Here is a 21,775-nt window from a genome sequence, read left to right on the forward strand (position 1 = left end):
CCGGAGGACCCGGAGGACCCGGACAACGGTGTGCGCAGTCCCCGGGGTGGCCCCGGACGCGACGCCGGGCGCCGGACAGCGGGGTGCGCCGGGCCCGAGGGGGTGGGGCCCGGCGCACACCGGTGGCGGCGAGGATCAGACCTTCACGGGCTCGCGCTCGTCGTCCCGCGGGTGCGGAACGCCGGTGTCCGTGTCCGCGGCCTCGTGCGGTGCGTGGTCGTCGAGCAGTGTCTTCTCGTCGAACGGCAGGCGTCCCGCGAGGACGTCCCGTACCTGTCCCTTGTCGATCTCCTTGGTCCAGGTGCCGATCAGTACCGTCGCGACGGCGTTGCCCGCGAAGTTCGTCAGGGCGCGCGCCTCGCTCATGAAGCGGTCGATGCCGACGATCAGGCCCACACCGTCGACCAGCTCCGGCCGGTGCGACTGCAGGCCGCCCGCCAGCGTCGCGAGGCCGGCTCCCGTGACACCCGCCGCGCCCTTCGAGGCGACGAAGAGGAACAGCAGGAGCCCGATCTGCTCACCGATCGACATCGGGTTGCCCATGGCGTCGGCGATGAAGAGCGAGGCCATGGTCATGTAGATCATGGTGCCGTCGAGGTTGAAGGAGTATCCGGTCGGCACGGTGATGCCGACGACCGGCTTGCTCACGCCCAGGTGCTCCATCTTCGCGATGAGCCGCGGCAGGGCGGACTCGGAGGAAGAGGTGGACAGGATCAGCAGGAACTCGCGGCCCAGGTACTTGAAGAGGGAGAGGATGTTGAGGCCCGCGACGATCCGCAGCAGCGCGCCGAGCACGATGACCACGAAGAGGAAGCAGGTCACGTAGAAGCCGAGCATCAGCACGGCGAGGCTCTTGAGCGCGTCGAGACCGGCCGAACCGGTGACCGCGGCGATCGCGCCGAACGCGCCGATCGGGGCCGCCCACATCACCATGCCGAGAATGCGGAAGACGAGGCGCTGGATGTGCTCGACGCCGCGCAGCACCGGCCGGCCGGCCGGGCCCATGGCCTGGAGAGCGAAGCCCGCGAACAGGGCGACGAGGAGAGTCTGCAGGACCTCGCCGCCGGTGAAGGCGGAGACGATCGTGGTCGGGATGATCCCGAGCAGGAACTCGGTCGTGTCCTTGGCCTCGGCAGTGACCTGCCCCTGGCCCGCTTCCTTGACCGCGTCGGTCACCGCGAGGCTCGAACCGGGGTCGAGGACGTTGCCCACGACCAGGCCGATCCCCAGGGCGACCAGCGACATCACCACGAAGTAGCCGAGCGCGATGCCGCCGACCGCGCCGACCTTGGCGGCCTTGCGCACCGAGCCGATGCCCAGCACGATCGTGCAGAAGATGATCGGCGAGATCATCATCTTGATCAGGTTCACGAACCCGGTGCCGATCGGCTTGAGCTCGACGGCGAAGTCGGGAGCGACCAGGCCGACGGCGATACCGAGCGCCACCGCGATGATCACGGCGATGTAGAGATAGTGGGTACGGTCCCGCCTGACGGCTCCTGTGGCCACGGGGTCCTCCTCGTTTTTCCGTTGCGTCCATGTCCCGATGGATGCCGTGAATATCCACCAGCCCTGTGACCCCGGTCACCCTTGCGTTCGTTTCGTTCACACAAAACCGGGCCAGGCAGACTTAACCCATGCGCATTCCCCGTCCCCGCAGCCTCGCGGGCCAGCTTTTCGCGATGCAGGTCGTGCTGGTCGCCGCCGTCGTGGCGGGCTGCGCGCTCTTCGCGTACGTCATCGACCGCTCCCAGGCCGAGGAGTCGGCCCGGCTGCAGACCAGCGCCGCCGCGTCCGCCGCCGCCCGCTCCCCGTCGGTCGTCGAGGCGGTCCGCTCCGACGACCCGTCGGCGACGCTCCAGCCGTACGCGGAGGCGCTCCGCAAGGACGCGGGCATGGACTTCGTGGTGATCATGGACCCGCGGGGCCGGCGCTGGAGCCATCCGGAGCCCGGCCAGATAGGGCGGACGTATCTCGGCCACATCGAGCCCGCTCTGCGCGGCGAGATCTACAGCGAGCAGTACACGGGCACGCTCGGTCGGTCCGTACGCACCGTGGCGCCGGTGCGTGACGGCGGGAAGGTCGTCGCACTCGTCAGCGCCGGCATCACGATCGAGGAGATCAGCGAGCAGGTGGCGAAGCAGCTCACGGCGCTGCTCGGCATGGCGGGCGGGGCGCTCGCCCTGGGCGGCGTCGGCACATACGTGATCAACGCCAGGCTGCGCCGGCACACGCACGGCATGAACGCCGCCGAGCTGGGCCGGATGCACGACTACCACCAGGCCGCGCTGCACGCCGTCCGCGAGGGCCTGGTCATGCTCGACGGCTCGCGGCGCATCGCGCTGGTCAACGACGGGGCCCGGGAGCTGCTGGGACTGGGCGACGACGTCGTCGGCCGCCCGGTCGCGGAGCTCGGCCTGCCGGCCCCGCTCACGGGTGCACTGCTGGCGTCCGAGCCGCGGGTCGACGAGGTGCACCTGACGGCGGACCGGGTGGTCGTGGTGAACACGCAGCCGGTCGTGGGGGGCGAGAAGCGCGGCACGGTGGTGACCCTGCGCGACCACACGGAGCTTCAGGCGCTGTCGGGCGAGCTCGACTCCGAGCGCGGGTTCTCCCAGGCCCTGCGCTCACAGGCCCACGAGGCGGCGAACCGGCTGCACACGGTGGTGTCGCTGATCGAGCTGGGGCGCGAGGACGAGGCGGTCGACTTCGCCACCGCGGAGCTGGAACTGGCGCAGGCCCTGACCGACCGCGTGGTGGGCGCAGTCGGCGAACCGGTCCTCGCGGCGCTGCTGCTGGGGAAGGCGGCGCAGGCGAACGAACGCGGTGTGGAGCTGGTGCTCGCGGAGGACAGCAGCATCGACGACGGCGTGCTGCCCTCGTCGCTGCCGTCGAGGGACCTGGTGACGATCCTGGGCAACCTGATCGACAACGCGGTGGACGCCGCGGGCGGCGTCGTGGCGGAGCAGGCGGCCCTGGTACCGGCGGACGTCGACGGCACGGGGCCGGTGCCCGCGGATCTACGGGTCGCGCCGCCCCCGCCCGGCGGGGCCCGGGCGCGTGTCAGCGTGACGGCACGGGCCGAACGGGACGAGCTGCTGCTGCGGGTCGTCGACACCGGTCCCGGTGTCGACCCCGGGTCCCTCGAGGACGTCTTCCGCCGCGGCTGGTCCACCCACGGCCCCGGGCGCGGCATCGGGCTGGCGCTCGTCCGCCAGGCGGTGCACCGTGGCCACGGCACGATCACACTCACCCACGGCCCGGACGGCGGCGCCGAGTTCACGGTCCGGCTCCCCCTGCACACGGAGGCCCGCGAATGACGCACCCTTACGGCCCCGCCCACCACGGCCGCCCGCCCCGCCACGGCCCGATCCCGGGCCGGCAAGCGCGCCCCCTCACCGTGCACCACGCACGCCCGGCCGCCGCGCCCCACAAGCCGGGCCACCGGGCCCACGCCCCTGAGCAGCCGCCCGCATCCGACGGGTCGGTCCCCGCCCCGCAAGCGCGCCCCCTCACCGTGCACCACGCACGCCCGGCCGCCGCGCCCCACAAGCCGGGCCTCACCGTGCCCCACGGCCGCAGGCCGGCGGCCGGCCCGGCGGCGCAGCCCGGCCACGGCCGGCAGCTCCACGCGCGCCAGGCCGCCACCGCGGCTCACCACGCCGGCTACGCGGCCCATCCCCCCGGACAGCCCGGATCCGGCACGCCGCACCGCGGCCATCGGCCCGAGACCGGTCCGGCGACGCAGCCACGGCCGCGCCGGGCCGCCCACACTCCCGAGACCGCGCCGGCGACGCAGCCTCGGCCCGTCGGCCCGGCCCGGGGACCGCGGATTCGCCTCACCGCACCACGACGGCCGGCGGATGCGCCCCCCGCCGCGGAGGCACGCTCATGACCATCCGGGTACTCGTCGTCGAAGACGACCCCGTCGCCGCCGACGCGCACGCGCTCTACGTCGGGCGCGTGCCCGGCTTCGCCGTCGTCGGGGTCGCCCACTCCCGCGCCGAAGCCGTGCGGGCGCTGGAGCGCGGGGGCGTCGACCTGCTGCTGCTCGACCTGTACCTCCCGGACGGGCACGGTCTTCATCTCGTGCGGTCGCTGCGCGCTGCCGGGCACTCCGCCGATGTCATCGCCGTCACCTCCGCCCGCGATCTCGCCATCGTCCGGGAGGGCGTCTCGCTCGGAGTCGTGCAGTACGTGCTGAAGCCGTTCACGTTCGCCACGCTCCGCGACCGCCTCAGCCGCTACGCCGAGTTCCGGGCGGCCGCCGGGGAGGCCAGCGGGCAGGAGGAGGTCGACCGCGCCCTCGGCGCACTGCGGGCACCGCGTACGGCGACGACGCTCCCCAAGGGCCTGAGCGGGCCCACTCTGGAGGCGGTCACCCGCACCCTGCGCGAGTCCGCCGAGGGGCTGACCGCCGCCGAGGCGGCCGCGGCCGTCGGCATCTCGCGGATCACGGCCCGCCGTTACCTGGAGCATCTGGTCACCGGCGGCCGAGCCGTCCGCAGCCCGCAGTACGGCCAGATCGGCCGCCCCGAGCTCCAGTACCGCTGGGTCAGCACCCGGCGCTGACATCTGGGCAGGCAGCCAATTCCTGTGCCTGCACGGGGATTGCCTTGTCAACTGACGGGTCATACGGTCACGGGCAGCCGCCCGCAGCCCGCACCCACGGCCCTGCGTCCGGCTCCCCGGCTCGGAGGCGGTCGTGCCCCTGCATCCCAAGCACGGCGCTGTCCCTCGCCGCCGCCCAACTCCCCTGGTACGTATGGCTGATGAAGAACTTTACGGACGGCGTGGCGGTGGTGCCGGAAGAGGCGGCTCGGCGGCGGGTTCGCCTCGGCGGGGCGGTCAAGGGGTGATCAGGGGAGGGACGATCAACGGCCCTCACGCCCGTACCCTTCGGTAGCCCCCGCCTACGTCGACCGCTGTTGATCAGCTCGGAGATTCCTACGACATGTAACTTGGGGGAAACGCACTGTAGTCGCCAAGGCATGTGTTCCCTTACCTTGAGCGCGTGCAGCACATCCCCTCCCCACCCTTCAACGCCCCCGCCGCGCGCCGACTGCGCCAGGCCCTGGGGATGGCGCCCGGCCATGTCGCGTACGGGCTGCGCGCCCAGTACGGGCTCCAGGTCACACCGGACACGGTCATGGCATGGGAACGCGGGCTCGCCGCACCCGGCTCCCGTGAACTGACCGCCCTCGCGGGTGTGCTGTGGTGCTCCCCCGGCGAACTGCTCGCCGCCGCGACGACCCTGCGCGAGCACCGCATAGCGCGTGGCATGGCGGTCGAGGACGTCGCCCGCCGCGTCGGTCTCGACACGGCCGCGTACCGGCGGATGGAGGACTCGGGCCGCTGGCGCGGCAACGAGCGCCAGACCACCGCGCTCGCCGACACCCTCGGCCTGACGCCACGTGAGCTGCTGCAGGCGACAGGTCGCGACGAGGAGTTGGCCGAGCTGCTGCGCAGCGCGGTGACCGCGCGCTGGCAGGCGTACGTCCGCCCGGCGGGCAAGATGCTCCCGCTGGACCGCGGCCGACTGGAGGACGTGCTCCAGCAGTTGCACGCCGACTACCAGTCCCGGATGGTGGCGACCCTCAGCTGGGGCGAGGCGTCCAGGGACACGGGTGGAGCGGGCCGCGACTTCCTGGAGCGCATCGTGGACCACTTCTGGGCCCTGGCCGACGTCTGACCCGCGCCGGCCGCGGCGTTTTCACAGCCAGCCGCGGCGGGCGGCGAGCGCGCCGGCCTGGAACCTGCTCGTGGCGCCCAGCCGTTCGAGCACGGTCTTGATCCTTCGCTCGACGGTGCGGGAGGAGACCCCGAAGTGGCGGGCGATGCGCAGATCGGTCGAGCCCGCGGCCATCAGGCACAGCAACTCCCGGTCCTCGTCGCCGAGAGCGGTGTCGAGCGTGCCTTCGACACCGAGCGGCATCGCCATCTCCCACACGGTCTCGAAGAGGCTGAGGAAGCCGTCGAGCAGGTCGGACGGGCCGATCACCAGCGATTCGGAGGTCCGGGTCCGCGACACCACCGGCACCAGGGCGAGATCCTCGTCGAAGATGACCAGTTTCATCGGGGTGCGGGCGATGAAGCGTCCCTCCTCGCCGTGCGCGAGGGTGTGCAGCATGCTCGCGCGGGCGGCGGGGTGGTTCAGCGCCTCGGCGGCGTAGATCGTCCGGTACGAGATGCCGTCGCCCATCCGCCGCAGCTGGCGCTGGTCGTTGGTGCCGATCACCGCCGCGAAGGGCGGCGCGGCTATGCCCCGCACGCCGACGCGGCAGTTCTCCTGACCGGTCTCGAAGAGGTGCAGCATCTCCTCGGCGGAAACGGCCCGGATCCGCGACGCGCTGCCCGCACCGCGGGCGGCGAGGTACTCCTGGGTGAGTGATTCGACGGCCTGGTGCGACTGGATCACCTGGTCCTCAAGGCGACGCACCCACTCGGCGGCCACCGCGCTCGGCGGCAGGAGCGCCACCTCGAGCGGCAGCCCGGTGGCGGGCTCGGCGGCCCCGAGGTCGACCAGGCGGTCCAGCGCCTCGCGGGTCTCGCGCTCGGTGAGGGAGGCCAGGGCGGCGAGCTCCCCGAGGTCGAGCCAGGGCGCGCGGGCGAGCTCGGCGTAGACCTTTTCCAGGACGGGGTCGTCGACCGGGAGGACGCGGCCCTTGCCCCTTGTCCGCTCCGCCATGACTGCTCGCTCCCCTCGGCCTGTTGCGTACGGCGCAAGGGATGATGTCAGAGGCCCGGCGGGGTGCGGTGGGGGGACCACAGTCTTTGCGGGAACCTTGCGGAACAGGGCCGTGCCGTCCGGCCCGGTGCGGCGGCGGTACGGCACGGCCCGGGGACGACGGGGTCGTCCCGGCGGCTCAGCGGGTGGTCACCTGACGTTGACCGCGGCCCAGGCGGCGTTCACCGCCTGGTACTCTGCGCTGCTCCCGCCGTAGAGGTCGGTCGCGGCGGACAGGGTGGCGGTGCGGGCGCCCGCGTAGTCGGTGGTGGAGGTCATGTACGCGGTCAGCGCCTTGTACCAGATCTGCTCGGCCTTGACGCGGCCGATGCCGGCGACGGCCCTGCCGTCGTAGGTCGGGCTGTCGTAGCTCACGCCGTTGATCGTCTTGGCGCCGCTGCCCTCGGAGAGAAGGTAGAAGAAGTGGTTCGCCGGGCCCGAGGAGTAGTGGACGTCGACGCGTCCGAGGCCCCTGTACCAGTAGTCCTTGGAGTTGCCGTCCCTGCTCGGCTTGTCCATGTAGCGCAGCGGGGTGCCGTTGCCGCGGATGTCGATCTTCTCGCCGATGAGGTAGTCGCCGGGGTCGGCCGTGTTCGACGCGCCGAACTCGGCGGCGGTGCCGAAGATGTCGGACGTGGCCTCGTTGAGGCCGCCGGACTCCCCGCGGTAGACGAGCCTCGCGGTGTTGGACGTGACGCCGTGGGTCATCTCGTGGGCGGCGACGTCCAGCGAGGTGAGCGGCTTGGCGTTGTTCGCACCGTCGCCGTAGGTCATGCAGAAGCAGGAGTCGGACCAGAAGGCGTTGACGTACGCGTTGCCGTAGTGGACGCGGGAGTACGCGGCGACGCCGTCGTTCTTGATGCCGCTGCGGCCGTGGACGTTCTTGTAGTAGTCCCAGGTGACCGCGGCGCCGTAGTGAGCGTCGACCGCGGCGTTCTGCCGGCCGCCGCCCCAGAGGTCGTCGGCGTCGTTGAAGAGGGTGCCCGAGCCGCTGGTGGACTGGTTCATGTCGAGGGTGCGGTGACCGCCACGCGCCCCGTCCTTGAGGTCGAAGGTGCTGCCGTTGGGCGTGGTGGTGAGCGGGACCGTGCCGTTGTAGTCGCCGGTGCCGGTGCCGGTGTGCACCGTCTCGTACGCGTACAGCTCGGCGCCGGTGGCCGCGTCGGTGACGACACGCAGCTCGCTGGGCGTGCCGTCGTGCTGCACGCCGGTGACGACGGTCTCCCAGGCCAGTACAGGCTTGCCGGATGCCGCCCAGACGACCTTGCGCGGGGCGCCCTCGGCCGCGGCCTTGTCGGTCTCCCCGGCCGCGGCGGTCTTCAGCGCGGACTTCTCGGCGGCCGACGCGGACACCTTCGCTTCGGTGCCGGGCACGGATATACGGGCGGCGGTCGCCTTGGTGACGGCGCGCTTGCCGTTCTTCCTCTCGTGGACAACGAGGTCGCCGCCGAGGACCGGCAGTCCGGCGTAGGTGCGCTCGTAGCGCGTGTGCACGGTGCCGTCGGCGTCCCTGATGACGTCACGGACGACAAGCTTCTCCTTGTCCCCGAGGCCGAGGGCCTTCGCCTCGGCGCCGGCCCGCGCCTGCGCCGCCCTGACGGCAGTGGCCCGGTCGGCGGACGCCGGCGCGGTCGCCGCCGCGCCGTCCGCCCGGTCGGCCTGGGCGGTGGCCGGACCGGTCTGCATACCCACGACGACCATCGCGGCCGAGGCCGCGAGAACGGCGGCTCGGGTGGTCGCCCTGCGGGTGGTACTGCGTGTCACTCAAGTCTCCTCGGCAGGGGGCCGCGCGGTGTCCGCGGCCCGGCGGGGGGTGAGCGGCGGGGTGTGGCCGCCCTGATGCGGTGTCAGGAGCTCGCGGGCACGCCGACGCCGGGCCCCGGCGGACATCGTGGGGAACAAGTGCCGGGTGGGGCGGGGGTGTTCGGCATGCCCGGTGGAACCTGGCCGAGACTGCCAGTAACGGATGACTGAATGACAGAGGTCAGACAAATGAAGGGCTGTCGTATACCCGACATGCCGAATCGCGTCAGCGGCTACGTCCGGTTTGCCAGCCCGAGGTGCCCCGCCGAAAGGCCGTTCGCGCGCATTGATGGCGATATGACCCCGTCAGCGCGAAGGTGCGTTTCCTCCGGGGCGGGCGAGCGGCCCTTCCCCCCTCGGCAGGCGGGCGCCGGTTCATCCCGCCGCGGCGGGTGTCCTGCGATCGAAGGCGAAGAGCTGCCCCTTCATGTCACCGGCGCACTCCAGCTGCCGTACCGGCTCCCCCGCCCGCGTGGTGCCGTCCGCCACGCCGACACACAGGTCGCTGTGGAGCGGCCGCAGCCGGTAACCGCGTACGGGTGAGCCGACCGGCTCCAGGCGGAACGCCTCGGCCGGGCCGCGCTTGCCGCACTCCTGGTCCTCGACCGGCGCGCCGGCTGCCGCCGACCTGTCCCGCACACCGGTGCAGCCCTCCCCGAACCGCTGATGGAACGTCACCAGCAGCCAGCCGCCGTCGATCCGCTCCAGCGAGAAGCGCGGGATCGAATCCGGTGCACAGGTGCGCTGGAACAGCTGGCCGTTCTGGCCGCCGTCCTCCGCGAGGCACAGCCCGGAGTGAACGGCTCTGATCGACACGGCTCCGGGCGCCGGCGCGGGCCCCGGCCCGGACGCGACGGGCAGGGGCGCGGACCTCTCCGTGCGTCCGCCGCCACTGCCGTCGCTGCCCTCGCCGCCGACGAGGGTGACGGCGGCGGCCACGGCGGCGGCGACGATCAGGACTCCGGCGACGGCCGGCACCCCCCATGTCCGGCGGCGCGACCGGTGCACCGGGGAGCCGGGTGCGGATGCCGATGCCGGTGCGGGGGAGGCGGGCGCCGGAGCGTGCGCCGCCGGGGCGGCGGGCCCGCCGACGGCCCGGCCGGCCGCGGGCGTCACGGCGTCCGGTGCCTCCCCCGCGGCCCCGGCGGCCGCCGACGTGACGTCCGGTGACTCCCCGGCCTGCCGCTCACCGCGCGCCAGCTCCTTGCGCACCCGCAGCCAGGTGTCCAGCTCGCCCGGATCGCATCCGCAGGCCCGGACGAAGGCGGCGACCAGCTCCTCGCGCGGCACCGTGCCGCGGCCGAGCATGTTGGCGACCGTGGAGCGCGGGAGCACGTCGCCGATGGTCTCGGCGCGGGAGGACAGTTCCCGGTACGTCAGCCCCGACCAGTCCTTGAGTGCCTGCAGAGCGGCCACGAACTCAGGTGCGCCGCCCGCCCGTTCCGGATCCGGAGCACCGCTCCTGGCCCCCGTCATCCGCTCTCCTTCTGCCGTCTCACCAGGCGGGACAGGGTGGGACATGTCCCGGACGGGCAACAGCCTTGCGAGGAGCGCCGCGGAACTCAAGAGTGATCTGCGCCAACCGGATTCACGCACTCACCACGACGCGGGCAGGCCGGGGGGCAGGGGGCACGGGGGATCACAGAGAGGGGCGACGGGGGAAGAACGAGTGGCCTTGACCGTCCACGGGGGGCGGCCAAGGCCATTCGGGCAGAAGCTCGGGCAGAACCGGCGAGGAGGACCCGCTCAGAACACGGACCCGCTCAGAACATTGGACCCGCTCAGAACACGGACCCGCTCAGAACGAGGACCCGCTCAGAACACGGACTCCGCCTCGAACATCCGGTCCTTCGGCACGGTCTTCAGCTGGGTGACCGCCTCGGCCAGCGGCACCATCACCACGTCCGTGCCGCGCAGGGCCGTCATCTTCCCGAAGTCGCCGCGGTGCGCCGCCTCCACCGCGTGCCACCCGAACCGGGTCGCGAGCACACGGTCGTACGCGGTGGGCGTGCCGCCGCGCTGCACATGGCCGAGGATGACCGGCTTGGCCTCCTTGCCGAGGCGCCGCTCCAGCTCCGCGGCCAGCCGGTTGCCGATGCCCTGGAAGCGCTCGTGCCCGTACTGGTCGATCTCGCCCTTGGCGTACTCCATCGATCCTTCGGCCGGGTGCGCGCCTTCGGCGACGCAGACGACCGCGAACTTCTTGCCCCGTGCGAAACGCTCCTCGACCATCTTCACCAGGTCGTCGACCTCGAAGGGCCGCTCGGGCAGGCAGATGCCGTGCGCACCCCCCGCCATGCCCGACTCCAGGGCGATCCAGCCCGCGTGCCGGCCCATGACCTCGACGACCATCACCCGCTGGTGCGACTCGGCGGTGGTCTTCAGGCGGTCGATGGCCTCGGTGGCGACCATGACGGCCGTGTCGAAACCGAAGGTGCGGTCGGTGGAGGAGATGTCGTTGTCGATCGTCTTGGGGACGCCGACGACGGGCATCCCGGCCTCGGACAGCATGCGGGACGCCGTCAGCGTGCCCTCGCCGCCGATGGGGATGAGCGCGTCGATGCCGTACTGCTTCGCCAACTCGGCCGCGTTCTCCGCCGCTTCGCGCAGTCGGCCGCGCTCCAGGCGGGTGGAGCCGAGGATGGTGCCGCCCCGGGCGAGGATGCCGCCCACCGCATTGAGGTCGAGGGGACGGTAGTGGCCGTCGAGCAGACCCCGGAAGCCGTCCTCGAAGCCGATGACCTCGTCGCCGTGACCGGTCAGGGCGCGGTGCACGACCGACCGGATCACTGCGTTGAGGCCGGGACAGTCGCCACCTGCGGTGAGAACTCCGATGCGCATCGTGCCCTGTCTCCTGCCCGTCGTGATACCTGTGAGCCCGGTCCGATTGTCCCACGGTGCCCGAACCGCCCGCGCTCCCAGCCTCACAGGACGGCCCGCGGATGGTCGGCGGACGGTCGGCGGACGGTCGGTGGACGGTCCACGCCCCGTCGTGCCCGACGGGCGCTTTATCTACCCCCAGGGGTATTGTCAAGAGGGCGATGCCGCCCCGGGCGGTTTTTCTGCACGCCCACAGTCGGCCGCCCGCGGCACGGCCTGCACGACGTACCGAAACGACGCGATGGACGGAGAGCACGCGTGACGAGCAGGGGGCACCACCCGCCGAAGGCAGGGGGAGTGTACGTGACCGGGATCGACCGCGGAGACGGACGGCAGGTGGTCGAGCTGGGGGTCATGGAGCTCCTGACCCGCCAGGTGGACCGGGTCGGTGTCTTCCGCCCGCTCGTCCACGACGGGCCGGACCGGCTATTCGAGCTGCTGAGGGCGCGCTACCGGCTGTCCCAGGACCCCGCGTCGGTGTACGGCATCGACTACCACGAGGCGGCGGCGCTGCAGGCCGAGAAGGGCACCGACGAGCTGGTCGCCGCCCTGGTCGAACGCTTCCTGCGGGTGGCCAGGGACTACGAGGTCGTCCTCGTACTCGGCACGGACTACGCGGGCACGCAGCTCCCGGACGAGCTGGCGCTCAACGCCCGGCTCGCGAACGAGTTCGGCGCCTCGGTGATCGCGGTGGTCGGCGGCAAGGGCCAGACGCCTCAGTCCGTCCGGGCGGAGACCCGCAACGCCTACCGGGCGTACGAGGGCCTGGGCTGCAACGTCCTCGCGATGGTGGCCAACCGGGTCGCGCCCGCCGACCGCACCGCGATAGCCGAGCGGCTCGCGGCCCGCCTTCCCGTCCCCTGCTATGTGCTGCCCGACGAGCCCGCGCTGTCCGCACCCACGGTCGCCCAGATCACGCACGCCCTCGGGGGCACCGTGCTCCTCGGGGACGACTCCGGCCTCGCGCGCGACGCCCTGGACTTCGTCTTCGGGGGCGCGATGCTGCCGACCTTCCTGGGTGCCCTGACGCCCGGCTGCATGGTGGTCACGCCCGGCGACCGCGCCGACCTGGTCGTGGGCGCGCTCGCCGCGCACTCCGCGGGCACGCCGCCCATCGCGGGCGTACTGCTGACGCTGAACGAGCGCCCGAGCGAGCAGATCCTCACGCTCGCCTCGCGCCTCGCGCCCGGCACGCCGGTGATCTCGGTCCCGGGCAACAGCTTCCCGACGGCCGGTGAACTGTTCGCGATGGAGGGCAAGTTGAACGCCTCCACACCCCGCAAGGCGGAGACCGCGCTCGGTCTGTTCGAGCGCCATGCGGACACCGCCGATCTGCTGGCCCGGCTCGCGGTCGCCCGCAGCGGCCGGGTGACGCCGATGATGTTCGAGCACGAGCTGCTGGAGCAGGCCCGTGCCGACCGCCGCCGCGTGGTGCTGCCCGAGGGCACGGAGGAGCGGGTGCTGCGCGCCGCCGATGTGCTGATCCGCCGCGACGTGTGCGACCTGACGCTGCTCGGGGACACCGAGCAGATCCGCAAGAGGGCCGCCGATCTCGGCATCGACCTCTCGGCGGCGCAGCTGATCGACCCGCAGACCTCGGAGCTGCGCCAGACCTTCGCCGAGCGGTACGCGGGGCTGCGCGCGCACAAAGGCATGACGGTGGAGCTGGCGCACGACGTCGTCGCGGACGTCAACTACTTCGGGACGCTGATGGTCGACGAGGGCCTGGCCGATGGCATGGTGTCGGGCTCGGTGCACTCCACCGCGGCGACGATCCGCCCCGCCTTCGAGATCATGAGAACAAAGGGGGCCGCGCGAAGGGGGTCCCCCCGGACGGAGTCCGGGGGAGCGTCGGACGGGGCGGTGGCGGGAGACGGGAGGGCCAAGCCCGAAGCGTCGATCGTCTCGTCCGTCTTCTTCATGTGCCTGGCCGACCGGGTGCTCGTCTACGGCGACTGCGCGGTCAACCCGGACCCGGACGCCGCGCAGCTCGCGGACATCGCGATCCAGTCGGCCGCCACGGCCGCCCGCTTCGGTGTGGAGCCGCGGATCGCGATGCTGTCGTACTCCACGGGCACATCGGGCACGGGCGCGGACGTGGACAAGGTGCGGGAGGCGACGAAGCTGGTCCGCGAGTCCCGGCCGGACCTGCGCATCGAGGGCCCGATCCAGTACGACGCGGCGGTCGAGCCGTCCGTCGCGGCGACGAAACTGCCCGACTCCGAGGTGGCGGGCCGGGCGACGGTCCTGATCTTCCCGGACCTGAACACCGGCAACAACACGTACAAGGCCGTGCAGCGCTCGGCGGGCGCGGTGGCGGTCGGCCCGGTGCTGCAGGGCCTGCGCAAGCCGGTCAACGACCTCTCGCGCGGCGCACTCGTCAGCGACATCGTCAACACGGTCGCGATCACCGCGATCCAGTCCCAGGCTCAGGAGCTCCCGGCATGACCGCCACCCGTGTACTCGTCCTCAACTCCGGCTCGTCGTCGGTGAAGTACCAGTTGCTGGACATGCGCGACAGCGCGCGGCTGGCGGTCGGCCTGGTCGAGCGGATCGGCGAGTCCACCTCGCGCCTGGTGCACACCCCGCCGGCCGGCGACGGCGAGCGGCGCGCGCGTACGGGAGCGATCGCCGACCACTCGGCCGCGCTGAAGGCGGTCGGCGACGAACTGGCGCGCGACGGCCTCGGCCTGGACTCCCCTGAACTCGCGGCGATCGGCCACCGGGTGGTGCACGGCGGCCTGCGGTTCACCGAGCCGACCGTGATCACGGACGAGGTGCTGGCGGAGATCGAGCGGCTGGTGCCGGTCGCACCGCTGCACAACCCGGCGAACATCACGGGGATCCGTACCGCGCAGGCGCTGCGGCCGGACCTGCCGCAGATCGCGGTGTTCGACACGGCCTTCCACACGACGATGCCGGAGTCGGCCGCCCGGTACGCCATCGACGTCGAGACGGCCGACACGCACCGCATCCGCCGTTACGGCTTCCACGGCACCTCGCACGCCTATGTGTCGCGGGCGACGGCGGCCCTGCTGGGCAAGGACCCGTCCGAGGTGAACGTCATCGTGCTGCACCTGGGCAACGGCGCCTCCGCGTCCGCGGTGCGGGGCGGCCGCTGTGTGGACACCTCGATGGGGCTGACGCCCTTGGAGGGGCTCGTGATGGGTACGCGCTCCGGTGACATCGATCCGGCGGTGACCTTCCACCTCATGCGGGTGGCGGGAATGTCGGCCGACGACGTCGATGTCCTGCTCAACAAGAAGAGCGGCCTGGTGGGCCTGTGCGGCGACAACGACATGCGGGAGATCCGGCGCCGTGTCGACGCGGGTGACGAGCGGGCGGGGCTGGCGTTCGACATTTACGTCCACCGGCTGAAGAAGTACATCGGGGCGTACTACGCCGTACTCGGCCGGGTGGACGCGATCGCTTTCACCGCCGGGGTCGGCGAGAACGCCGCGCCGGTCCGTGAGGCGGCGATCGCCGGTCTGGAGGCGCTGGGCCCGGTGGTGGACGCGGAGCTCAACGCCGTGCGCTCGGGCGAGGCGCGGCTGATCTCGCCGGCTTCCGCACGGGTCGCGGTGGCCGTGGTTCCGACCGACGAGGAGCTGGAGATCGCCAGGCAGAGCTACGACCTCGTGAAAAACATGGTGAACGCCTGAGCGGGCCGGCGCCCATTTGTACATTCCACCAGACGGAATATTCCGCAGGGAAACAAACCGATAGGATCCGCCTTATGCGCCGTTCCAAAATCGTCTGCACACTGGGCCCCGCCGTCGACTCCTACGAGCAGCTGAAAGCGCTCATCGAGGCCGGCATGAACGTGGCCCGTTTCAACATGAGCCACGGGACCCACGCTGAGCACGAGGAGCGGTATCACCGCCTGCGTCAGGCGTGCGAGGAAACGGGGCGCGCCATCGGCGTGCTGGCCGACCTCCAGGGTCCCAAGATCCGCCTGGAGACCTTCGCCGAGGGGCCGGTCGAACTGGTCCGCGGCGACGAGTTCACCATCACCACCGAGGACGTCCCCGGTGACAAGTCCATCTGCGGCACCACGTACAAGGGCCTGCCCGGCGACGTCTCCAAGGGCGACCAGATCCTGATCAACGACGGCAACGTCGAGCTGCGCGTCGTCGAGGTCGACGGCCAGCGGGTCAAGACGATCGTCGTCGAGGGCGGTGTGATCTCCGACCACAAGGGCATCAACCTGCCCGGCGCCGCGGTCAACGTCCCGGCCCTGTCCGAGAAGGACATCGACGACCTGCGCTTCGCACTCCGCATGGGCTGCGACCTGGTGGCGCTCTCCTTCGTCCGCGACGCGAGCGACGTCAAGGACGTGCACAAGGTGATGGACGAGGAGGGCCGCCGGGTCCCGGTCATCGCCAAGGTCGAGAAGCCGCAGGCGGTCGCCAACATGCAGGACGTCGTCATGGCGTTCGACGGCGTGATGGTGGCGCGCGGCGACCTGGCCGTCGAGTACCCCCTGGAGCGGGTCCCGATGGTGCAGAAGCGACTCATCGAGATGTGCCGCCGCAACGCCAAGCCGGTGATCGTGGCGACGCAGATGATGGAGTCGATGATCACCAACTCGCGCCCCACGCGCGCCGAGGCGTCCGATGTCGCCAACGCGATCCTGGACGGTGCGGACGCGGTCATGCTCTCCGCGGAGTCCTCGGTCGGCGCGTATCCGATCGAGACGGTCAAGACGATGTCGAAGATCGTCGTCGCGGCGGAGGAGGAACTGCTCTCCAAGGGCCTGCAGCCGCTGGTCCCGGGCAAGAAGCCGCGTACCCAGGGCGGTTCGGTGGCCCGGGCGGCCGCCGAGATCGCCGACTTCCTGGACGGCAAGGCGCTGGTCGCCTTCACCAAGTCCGGCGACACGGCCCGCCGCCTGTCCCGCTACCGCGCGTCCCAGCCGATCCTGGCCTTCACGACGGACGAGTCCACCCGCAACCAGCTGGCGCTGAGCTGGGGCGTGGAGTCCTTCCTGGCACCGTTCGTGGCGACGACAGACGCGATGGTGGAGCTGGTGGACGCGGCGCTGCTGAAGCTCCAGCGCTACAACGCGGGCGACACGATGGTCATCACCGCCGGCTCCCCTCCGGGTGTCCCGGGCACGACGAACATGGTCCGGGTGCACCACCTGGGCGGCGAGACGAAGTCCTGACACACGCCTGTGGGCCGCACCCCCGAAGGGGTGCGGCCCACAGTCTTTCGCGGCTCCCGGTGGCTTTTGGGAAATCAGGATTTTCCGCCCGTGAAGTAGTTGTGCAGGCCGGGGACCGTCAGGGTCCCGCCGAACTGGCCGGCCTGGGTCACCTTCACATCGGTGAAGAAGGCGAACGGGACGTTCAGCGGCGGCGGTGTCTGAGGGGTGAACGTGACCGGGATGATGCCGAAGAGGTTGCCCTTCAGCTCCTCCGTGTACATCGTCACCTCGCCGTCGCGGATCGTCGACGTGGAGCCCTTCGACGCCTCGACGTGCGCGGTCGTGCCGTTCGGACCGACGACCAGCTGGTGCAGGTCCTTGATGTCCACACCCGTCGCGGTGAACTTCAGCACCTTCTTGGTCTTTCCGCTGCCCGTCTTCACCTCGACGATGCCCTTGTAGTCCAGGCCGTTGAGCGTCAGCCGCGAACTCTCCAGGACCCACGGGTCGTCCGGGAGCAGCGGGAGGCCGGGCTCCATCTGGGCGTCGGCCAGCGCCTCGGGGTCGGCGGTCGGGCACGGGAAGGGCGGCTTGGCGCCGTCCGGGATGTCCTCGTCCTGCTTGGGGTCGAGTCCCTTGACGTCCTCGTCCAGCTCTTCCACGGTGGCGCCGGCCTTGTCCGCCGCGTCCTTGATCGCGTCCTTGGTCTTGTCGACCGCGCCGTCGACCGTGTCGTCCGCCGTGCCGTCGACCGTGTCGTCGACCGTGTCGGCGGGCTCCTCGGCCGGCTTCTCCACGGGCTCCTCGGCAGACTCGCTCGGCTCGTCCGACGGCGTACCGCTGTCGGTAGGCGTCGGCGTCGGCGTCGGACTGGCCTCCGGCTCCTCGTCGGGGCCGTCGAACAGGTCCTTGAGCGCGTCGCCCACGCCCAGCGGGTCGAGCGGGTTCGCGGTCTCGCTCGGGGTCGCCTCCGGCGGCGCGACCTCCGCGGTCTTGTCGGCCGGGGCCGCGGACGGACTCTCGGACGGCTTCGGCTCCAGGACGTCCGGGACCGACGTGTCACTCGGCGTCGGCGTCGGCTTCGCGCTGTCGGAAGGCGACGGCGTCAGGGACGGCTTCACCGACTCGGAGGGCGAGGGGGACTCGGACTCCGCCGGCTCGTCCGAGCGCGTCACGCACGGCCCGGGGGCGAAAGGAATCTCCTTGTCGTCGGCGAGTGCCAGCTTGGGGGTGAGACCCATGCCCACGAAGACGGCAGTGGGCATCGCCGCCAGGGCTATCGCCTTGCTCGCCGGCATCTGGATCCTGGTCAGCAGCGACTTCTTCGGGGCGGCGTGCCGCGGCCCTCGTCGCTCGCGCGAACCGTCGCCGCCCGCCCCCGCGGTCAGCGGTGGTGTCACGTCACCCGGCACTGTTCCTCCCGCCGTTGCCTTCGATGGTTGTCTCGTGCGCGTACGCGCCGGGGCCGTCCCACTGCTCCGGTACGGGAGAGACGTGCACGTCGCTCGCCGGGGCCGGCGCCTGATTGGTCGGGGCGGCTGCGGGCTTCGCCGGCGCCCACGACAGCGCGAGCGCGCCGCCGACGAGCGAGAACACGAAGCCGACGATGAAGCCGCCCAGGTTGGCGATCGGGATGGAGATCAGCGCCAGGAGAATGGTGGCGACGCCTGCGAACACCCGGACGATGTGGTGGAACCACATCGTCAGACCCAGCGTGACCAGCAGTACGCCGATGATGAGAGAGCCCGCGCCCGCCGTCGTCGCCATCGAGAGCGTCATATGGCCGAGCTTGAGGCTCGCGTACGGGAAGTAGGCGATCGGGATTCCGCCGAGCACGGTGAACAGGCCTGCCCAGAAGGGCCGTTGTCCCCGCCAGATGCGGAAGTTCCGCCGAATGACGCGGATGTAGTTCTCGTCCCGCCCCGGTGACACTGCAGACTCGGCGCTCATGGAAAACAGCTCCCTGGTACTGGCGTTGCTGTGTGAAGAGGGTGACGGGCGGGCGAAGCTGCCAGAGTTTCACCCGCCCGCCCGGACGGGATGACCGTCAGTAGCACTCGACCTTGGGGCCGTCGCCCTTGTGCAGGCGCATGCTCAGGCCACTCAGTTCGAAGGTGCCGGCGGTGGTCGCCCACGCCTTCTGAGTGACACCGGTCAGCTGCGCCCGGTCGGCCTGCTGGGCGAAGCCGTTCTCAAGGATCGACTTGTCCTTGACCGCGGGACCCTTGCCCACACCGGGGTTGTCCGTGTCCTTGGCCGCGACGCCGATGTCGATGTTCGTGAACTTGGCGTTCGCGTCCAGTTCGGACACGTCCAGGTAAAGGTTCTTCGCCTTGACCGCCGTGCCCTTGTCACCTGCGGTCAGGCGCAGCGTGACCTTGCCGAGGAACGGCACGTCGGTGACGACCGACTGGCACATGTCCTCGATCGAGGCGTTCTTGAACGTCGAGATGGCGACGGGGTGCGCGACCTTCTCGTCACCCTTGAGGTCCTTGTACCCCATGTCGACGCCACCGTACTGGGCGAACCCAGTACCGTCGAGGTATCCGGCCTTGACCTTGAACTCCTGGCCGGACACGGCGAAGGACGCGGCGAGCGCCCCCTGTGCCAGACCGATGCCTATCGCGGCCGTCGCGGCCACGCTCGGCACCATGACAAGGGCGAACCGCTTCCATCTGGTTCCGCCACGAGCCACAGACTCCATGACTTTCCTCCTTCTCGGACGTACATCTCCGGTACGGGCCCTCGGGCCCGTCCTGGGATGGGAGAAGCGCTACGTCCTCGGGAAGGAGAGCGCCTGTACTTTCAGGCGCTGACTGCGTCCGAAACACCGGCGATCACCCCCGAGCGACAACCACTGGCCGCACTCTCGCGCAACCGGTCGGACAGGCCCTGCGGTTCAGGCAGGAACCCCCCTGTCCGCGGCCGGCGCCACTGCCGCCGACCGGCCCGGTGGGGACCCAACGGACCGCGGCACGGCTGGAGGCCGGGCTGATGCGGTATTGGACCGAGCGTGGCCGATCGTGGTCCATTCACGGCGCGGACACAAGTGGTTCGTTACTCGCTAGTAACGGCCTGATAACCGCCCCACGACCGCGTGACGCCGACCGAGCACACAGGGTGCCAGCGACCGTGGGAGCAGAGCGGGAGATTGCCGTCAATAAACGGACAGAACCAGCGGGTTGATGTACTCGGAGTAACAGCTGCTCGCATTACCAAGTTTTGGTAAAGCGGTGTCGCAAATTGTCGCTGTGTCGCCAAAACGGCGGTGGCACCGCACTCGGTACCACCGCCGCAAAACTGCCAGATCGGCACACTCAGGGCGCCGTTGTCAGAATCGCTGTCAACGCGATCTCAGAACAGCACCCGTGCGAGTGCCTGGCGCGATGCCGTCACCCGCGGATCATCCGGACCGACGACCTCGAAGAGTTCGAGCAGGCGCACCCGTGCCGCGTCGCGGTCCGCGCCCGCGGTGCGCCGGACGGTCTCGACGAGTCGGCCGAAGGCGTCCTCGACGTGGCCGCCGACGAGGTCGAGGTCGGCCGCGGCGATCTGGGCCTGCACGTCGCCGGGGTTGTCGGCGGCGTCCTTGCGGACCCGCTGCGGGTCCATGTCCTTGACACGGCCCAGCAGTTGGGCCTGAGCGAGGCCCAGCATGGCCTCGCTGTTGGCCGGGTCGTCCGCCAGCACGTTCTTGTACGCCTGGATCGCGCCGCCGAAGTCGCCCGCGTCCAGCGCGTCCATGGCCGCGCCCAGCAGGGCGTCGTACGGGCCGGCCGGAACGGGGGCCTCGGCCGCCTCGCCGGATGCGTCCTGGTCCACGGTGATGCCGGTCAGTCCGAAACGCTCCTCGGCGACCTGGATCAGCTGGTCGAGCGTCTGGCGGATCTGCGCCTCGGGTGCCGCCCCCTGGAAGAGGGGCAGCGCCTGGCCCGCGACCACGGCGAAGACCGCCGGGATGCCCTGGACACCGAACTGCTGCATGAGCATCTGATTGGCGTCCACGTCGATCTTGGCGAGGACGAACCGGCCGTTGTACTCCTTCGCGAGACGGTCCAGGAGCGGGCTGAGCTGCTTGCACGGCTCGCACCACTCGGCCCAGAAGTCGATGACGACCGGGACCTCGGCGGAACGCTGCAGGACATCGTGCTCGAAGCGGGCCTCGTCGGTTTCGATCACCAGGGCGGAAGGCGGCTCGGCACCGCCGCCGCCCTGCCGGGCGGCCTGCGCGCGGGCCTGCTCCGCCTTCGCCTTGGCCTCTCCGGCCGCCTTCACCGCGGCGAGGTCGACGACGCCGCTCATGGACATGTTCCTAGGCTGCATGCGTACATCCTCCCCCTTCCGCACGCGCATGTGAAAAGCCGGCCGTAAGATCCGGCTTGGGTCGGCGCCGGGTCCCCACCTCGGCGCCTGTGGTCGTCGCTCCCGCCCTGTCGCTCGGACAGGGCTTTCGCTACGAGTCGTAGCGTATCTCCATCGCGTTCACCCGTGTGAGATTTCCCCGGTGAACTGCCTCACAGAGTGTGCTTACCGGCCGGTATGGTCTCGGACATGTCCAGCAGCGCCCACCCCGAACCTGTACGTAAGGGTCGTACGGGACGGCCCCGCAGCGCGGAGACCGATGCCGCGATCCTGGCCGCGACCCGCGCCTCGCTCGTCGAGCTGGGCTGGTCGAAGCTGACCATGGGCGAGGTGGCCGCCCGCGCGGGAATCGCCAAGACCACGCTCTACCGCCGCTGGACGAACAAGAACGAGCTCGTCGTCGACGCCGTGGCCGTGCTCTTCGACGAGCTCGAACTCCCCGATCGCGGCAGCCTCGTCGCCGATGTGGAGGGCGTGGTCCTTCAGTTCGCCGACCTGCTCGGCCGACCGGAGACCAAGACCGCGCTCATGGGTGTCGTCGCGGAGTCCACGTGCGACGACGCGCTGCGGGGCCGGATCCGTGAGGCGATCGTCGACCGGCAGAAGCGGCTGGTGGTGGAGGGCCGGGCACGCGCTCAGGCCCGCGGCGAGCTTCCGTACGAGGCCGATCCCGAGACGGGTGCCCGCAACACGGACCTGATCTTCGACGTGGTGGCGGGCGCCGTCGTCCACCGGGCGCTGGTGAGCGCGAAGCCCGTGGACGCGGAGTGGGCGCGCCGGTTCACCGCACTGCTGGTGTCCGGGCTCGGCGCGCTCTCCGTGTGACGGCCGACCGGGGCACGGCACCGGTGACT

At 71.2% G+C, this 21,775-nt stretch carries 16 protein-coding genes; 7 read left to right on the forward strand and 9 right to left on the reverse strand.

What is annotated here, in order from left to right:
* Nucleotides 1–135: 135 nt before the first annotated feature.
* Nucleotides 136–1,509 carry a cation:dicarboxylate symporter family transporter gene (locus ACH5AF_RS11290; RefSeq protein ID WP_398901302.1) on the reverse strand — a complete coding sequence of 458 codons (1,374 nt, stop codon included), beginning with the start codon at nt 1,507–1,509 and terminating at the stop codon, nt 136–138.
* 128 nt (nt 1,510–1,637) lie between these two features.
* On the opposite strand from ACH5AF_RS11290, the gene ACH5AF_RS11295 reads away from it, so the two are divergent.
* The 3 genes from ACH5AF_RS11295 to ACH5AF_RS11305 all read left to right on the forward strand — a co-directional run bounded on the left by ACH5AF_RS11295 (nt 1,638) and on the right by ACH5AF_RS11305 (nt 5,692).
* The gene (locus tag ACH5AF_RS11295; RefSeq protein WP_398901303.1) at nt 1,638–3,320 is read left to right on the forward strand and encodes an ATP-binding protein; all 1,683 of its coding nucleotides are present in this window, start codon (nt 1,638–1,640) and stop codon (nt 3,318–3,320) included.
* A 571-nt stretch (nt 3,321–3,891) separates the two neighbouring features.
* The gene (locus ACH5AF_RS11300; protein ID WP_398901304.1) at nt 3,892–4,572 is read left to right on the forward strand and encodes a response regulator; all 681 of its coding nucleotides are present in this window, start codon (nt 3,892–3,894) and stop codon (nt 4,570–4,572) included.
* Between the two features lie 508 nt (nt 4,573–5,080).
* Nucleotides 5,081–5,692 (forward strand): helix-turn-helix domain-containing protein, encoded by a 612-nt coding sequence (locus ACH5AF_RS11305; RefSeq protein ID WP_398901468.1) that lies wholly within the window; start codon nt 5,081–5,083, stop codon nt 5,690–5,692.
* Between the two features lie 21 nt (nt 5,693–5,713).
* On the opposite strand, the gene ACH5AF_RS11310 is transcribed toward ACH5AF_RS11305, so the two are convergent.
* The 4 genes from ACH5AF_RS11310 to ACH5AF_RS11325 form a co-directional block, all read right to left on the reverse strand.
* Nucleotides 5,714–6,688 (reverse strand): LuxR C-terminal-related transcriptional regulator, encoded by a 975-nt coding sequence (locus tag ACH5AF_RS11310; protein WP_398901305.1) that lies wholly within the window; start codon nt 6,686–6,688, stop codon nt 5,714–5,716.
* A 189-nt stretch (nt 6,689–6,877) separates the two neighbouring features.
* Nucleotides 6,878–8,428, reverse strand: a complete 1,551-nt coding sequence (locus ACH5AF_RS11315) for a M4 family metallopeptidase (protein WP_398901469.1) — start codon at nt 8,426–8,428, stop codon at nt 6,878–6,880.
* 477 nt (nt 8,429–8,905) lie between these two features.
* Nucleotides 8,906–10,006, reverse strand: coding sequence for an RICIN domain-containing protein (locus ACH5AF_RS11320; RefSeq protein ID WP_398901306.1), 1,101 nt, complete (start codon nt 10,004–10,006; stop codon nt 8,906–8,908).
* Nucleotides 10,007–10,345: 339 nt separating this feature from the next.
* Nucleotides 10,346–11,371: an ATP-dependent 6-phosphofructokinase gene (locus ACH5AF_RS11325; RefSeq protein WP_398901307.1), complete on the reverse strand. Its 1,026-nt coding sequence runs from the start codon at nt 11,369–11,371 to the stop codon at nt 10,346–10,348.
* A 336-nt stretch (nt 11,372–11,707) separates the two neighbouring features.
* On the opposite strand from ACH5AF_RS11325, the gene pta reads away from it, so the two are divergent.
* The 3 genes from pta to pyk all read left to right on the forward strand — a co-directional run bounded on the left by pta (nt 11,708) and on the right by pyk (nt 16,577).
* Nucleotides 11,708–13,858, forward strand: a complete 2,151-nt coding sequence (gene pta / locus ACH5AF_RS11330) for a phosphate acetyltransferase (RefSeq protein WP_398901470.1) — start codon at nt 11,708–11,710, stop codon at nt 13,856–13,858.
* Nucleotides 13,855–15,072 carry an acetate kinase gene (locus ACH5AF_RS11335; RefSeq protein ID WP_398901308.1) on the forward strand — a complete coding sequence of 406 codons (1,218 nt, stop codon included), beginning with the start codon at nt 13,855–13,857 and terminating at the stop codon, nt 15,070–15,072. The genes pta and ACH5AF_RS11335 overlap by 4 nt, the downstream gene beginning before the upstream one ends.
* A 74-nt stretch (nt 15,073–15,146) precedes the next feature.
* Nucleotides 15,147–16,577: a pyruvate kinase gene (gene pyk, locus ACH5AF_RS11340; protein WP_398901309.1), complete on the forward strand. Its 1,431-nt coding sequence runs from the start codon at nt 15,147–15,149 to the stop codon at nt 16,575–16,577.
* Between the two features lie 74 nt (nt 16,578–16,651).
* Here the strand turns inward: pyk and ACH5AF_RS11345 are convergent, their stop codons facing one another.
* The 4 genes from ACH5AF_RS11345 to ACH5AF_RS11360 all read right to left on the reverse strand — a co-directional run bounded on the left by ACH5AF_RS11345 (nt 16,652) and on the right by ACH5AF_RS11360 (nt 20,882).
* Complete coding sequence (locus tag ACH5AF_RS11345; protein WP_398901310.1) at nt 16,652–17,959, reverse strand: hypothetical protein; 1,308 nt, start codon at nt 17,957–17,959, stop codon at nt 16,652–16,654.
* A gap of 1 nt (nt 17,960) precedes the next feature.
* Nucleotides 17,961–18,509: a DUF6114 domain-containing protein gene (locus tag ACH5AF_RS11350; RefSeq protein WP_398901311.1), complete on the reverse strand. Its 549-nt coding sequence runs from the start codon at nt 18,507–18,509 to the stop codon at nt 17,961–17,963.
* A gap of 97 nt (nt 18,510–18,606) precedes the next feature.
* On the reverse strand, nt 18,607–19,263 hold the full coding sequence (locus ACH5AF_RS11355) for a DUF6230 family protein (protein ID WP_398901312.1): 657 nt from the start codon (nt 19,261–19,263) through the stop codon (nt 18,607–18,609).
* Nucleotides 19,264–19,913: 650 nt separating this feature from the next.
* Nucleotides 19,914–20,882 (reverse strand): tetratricopeptide repeat protein, encoded by a 969-nt coding sequence (locus ACH5AF_RS11360; RefSeq protein WP_398901313.1) that lies wholly within the window; start codon nt 20,880–20,882, stop codon nt 19,914–19,916.
* A gap of 216 nt (nt 20,883–21,098) precedes the next feature.
* On the opposite strand from ACH5AF_RS11360, the gene ACH5AF_RS11365 reads away from it, so the two are divergent.
* Nucleotides 21,099–21,746, forward strand: a complete 648-nt coding sequence (locus ACH5AF_RS11365) for a TetR/AcrR family transcriptional regulator (RefSeq protein WP_398901314.1) — start codon at nt 21,099–21,101, stop codon at nt 21,744–21,746.
* Nucleotides 21,747–21,775 lie beyond the last annotated feature (29 nt).

The organism is Streptomyces sp. NPDC018833, assembly GCF_044390825.1.
In the GTDB taxonomy this organism is placed as follows: domain Bacteria; phylum Actinomycetota; class Actinomycetes; order Streptomycetales; family Streptomycetaceae; genus Streptomyces.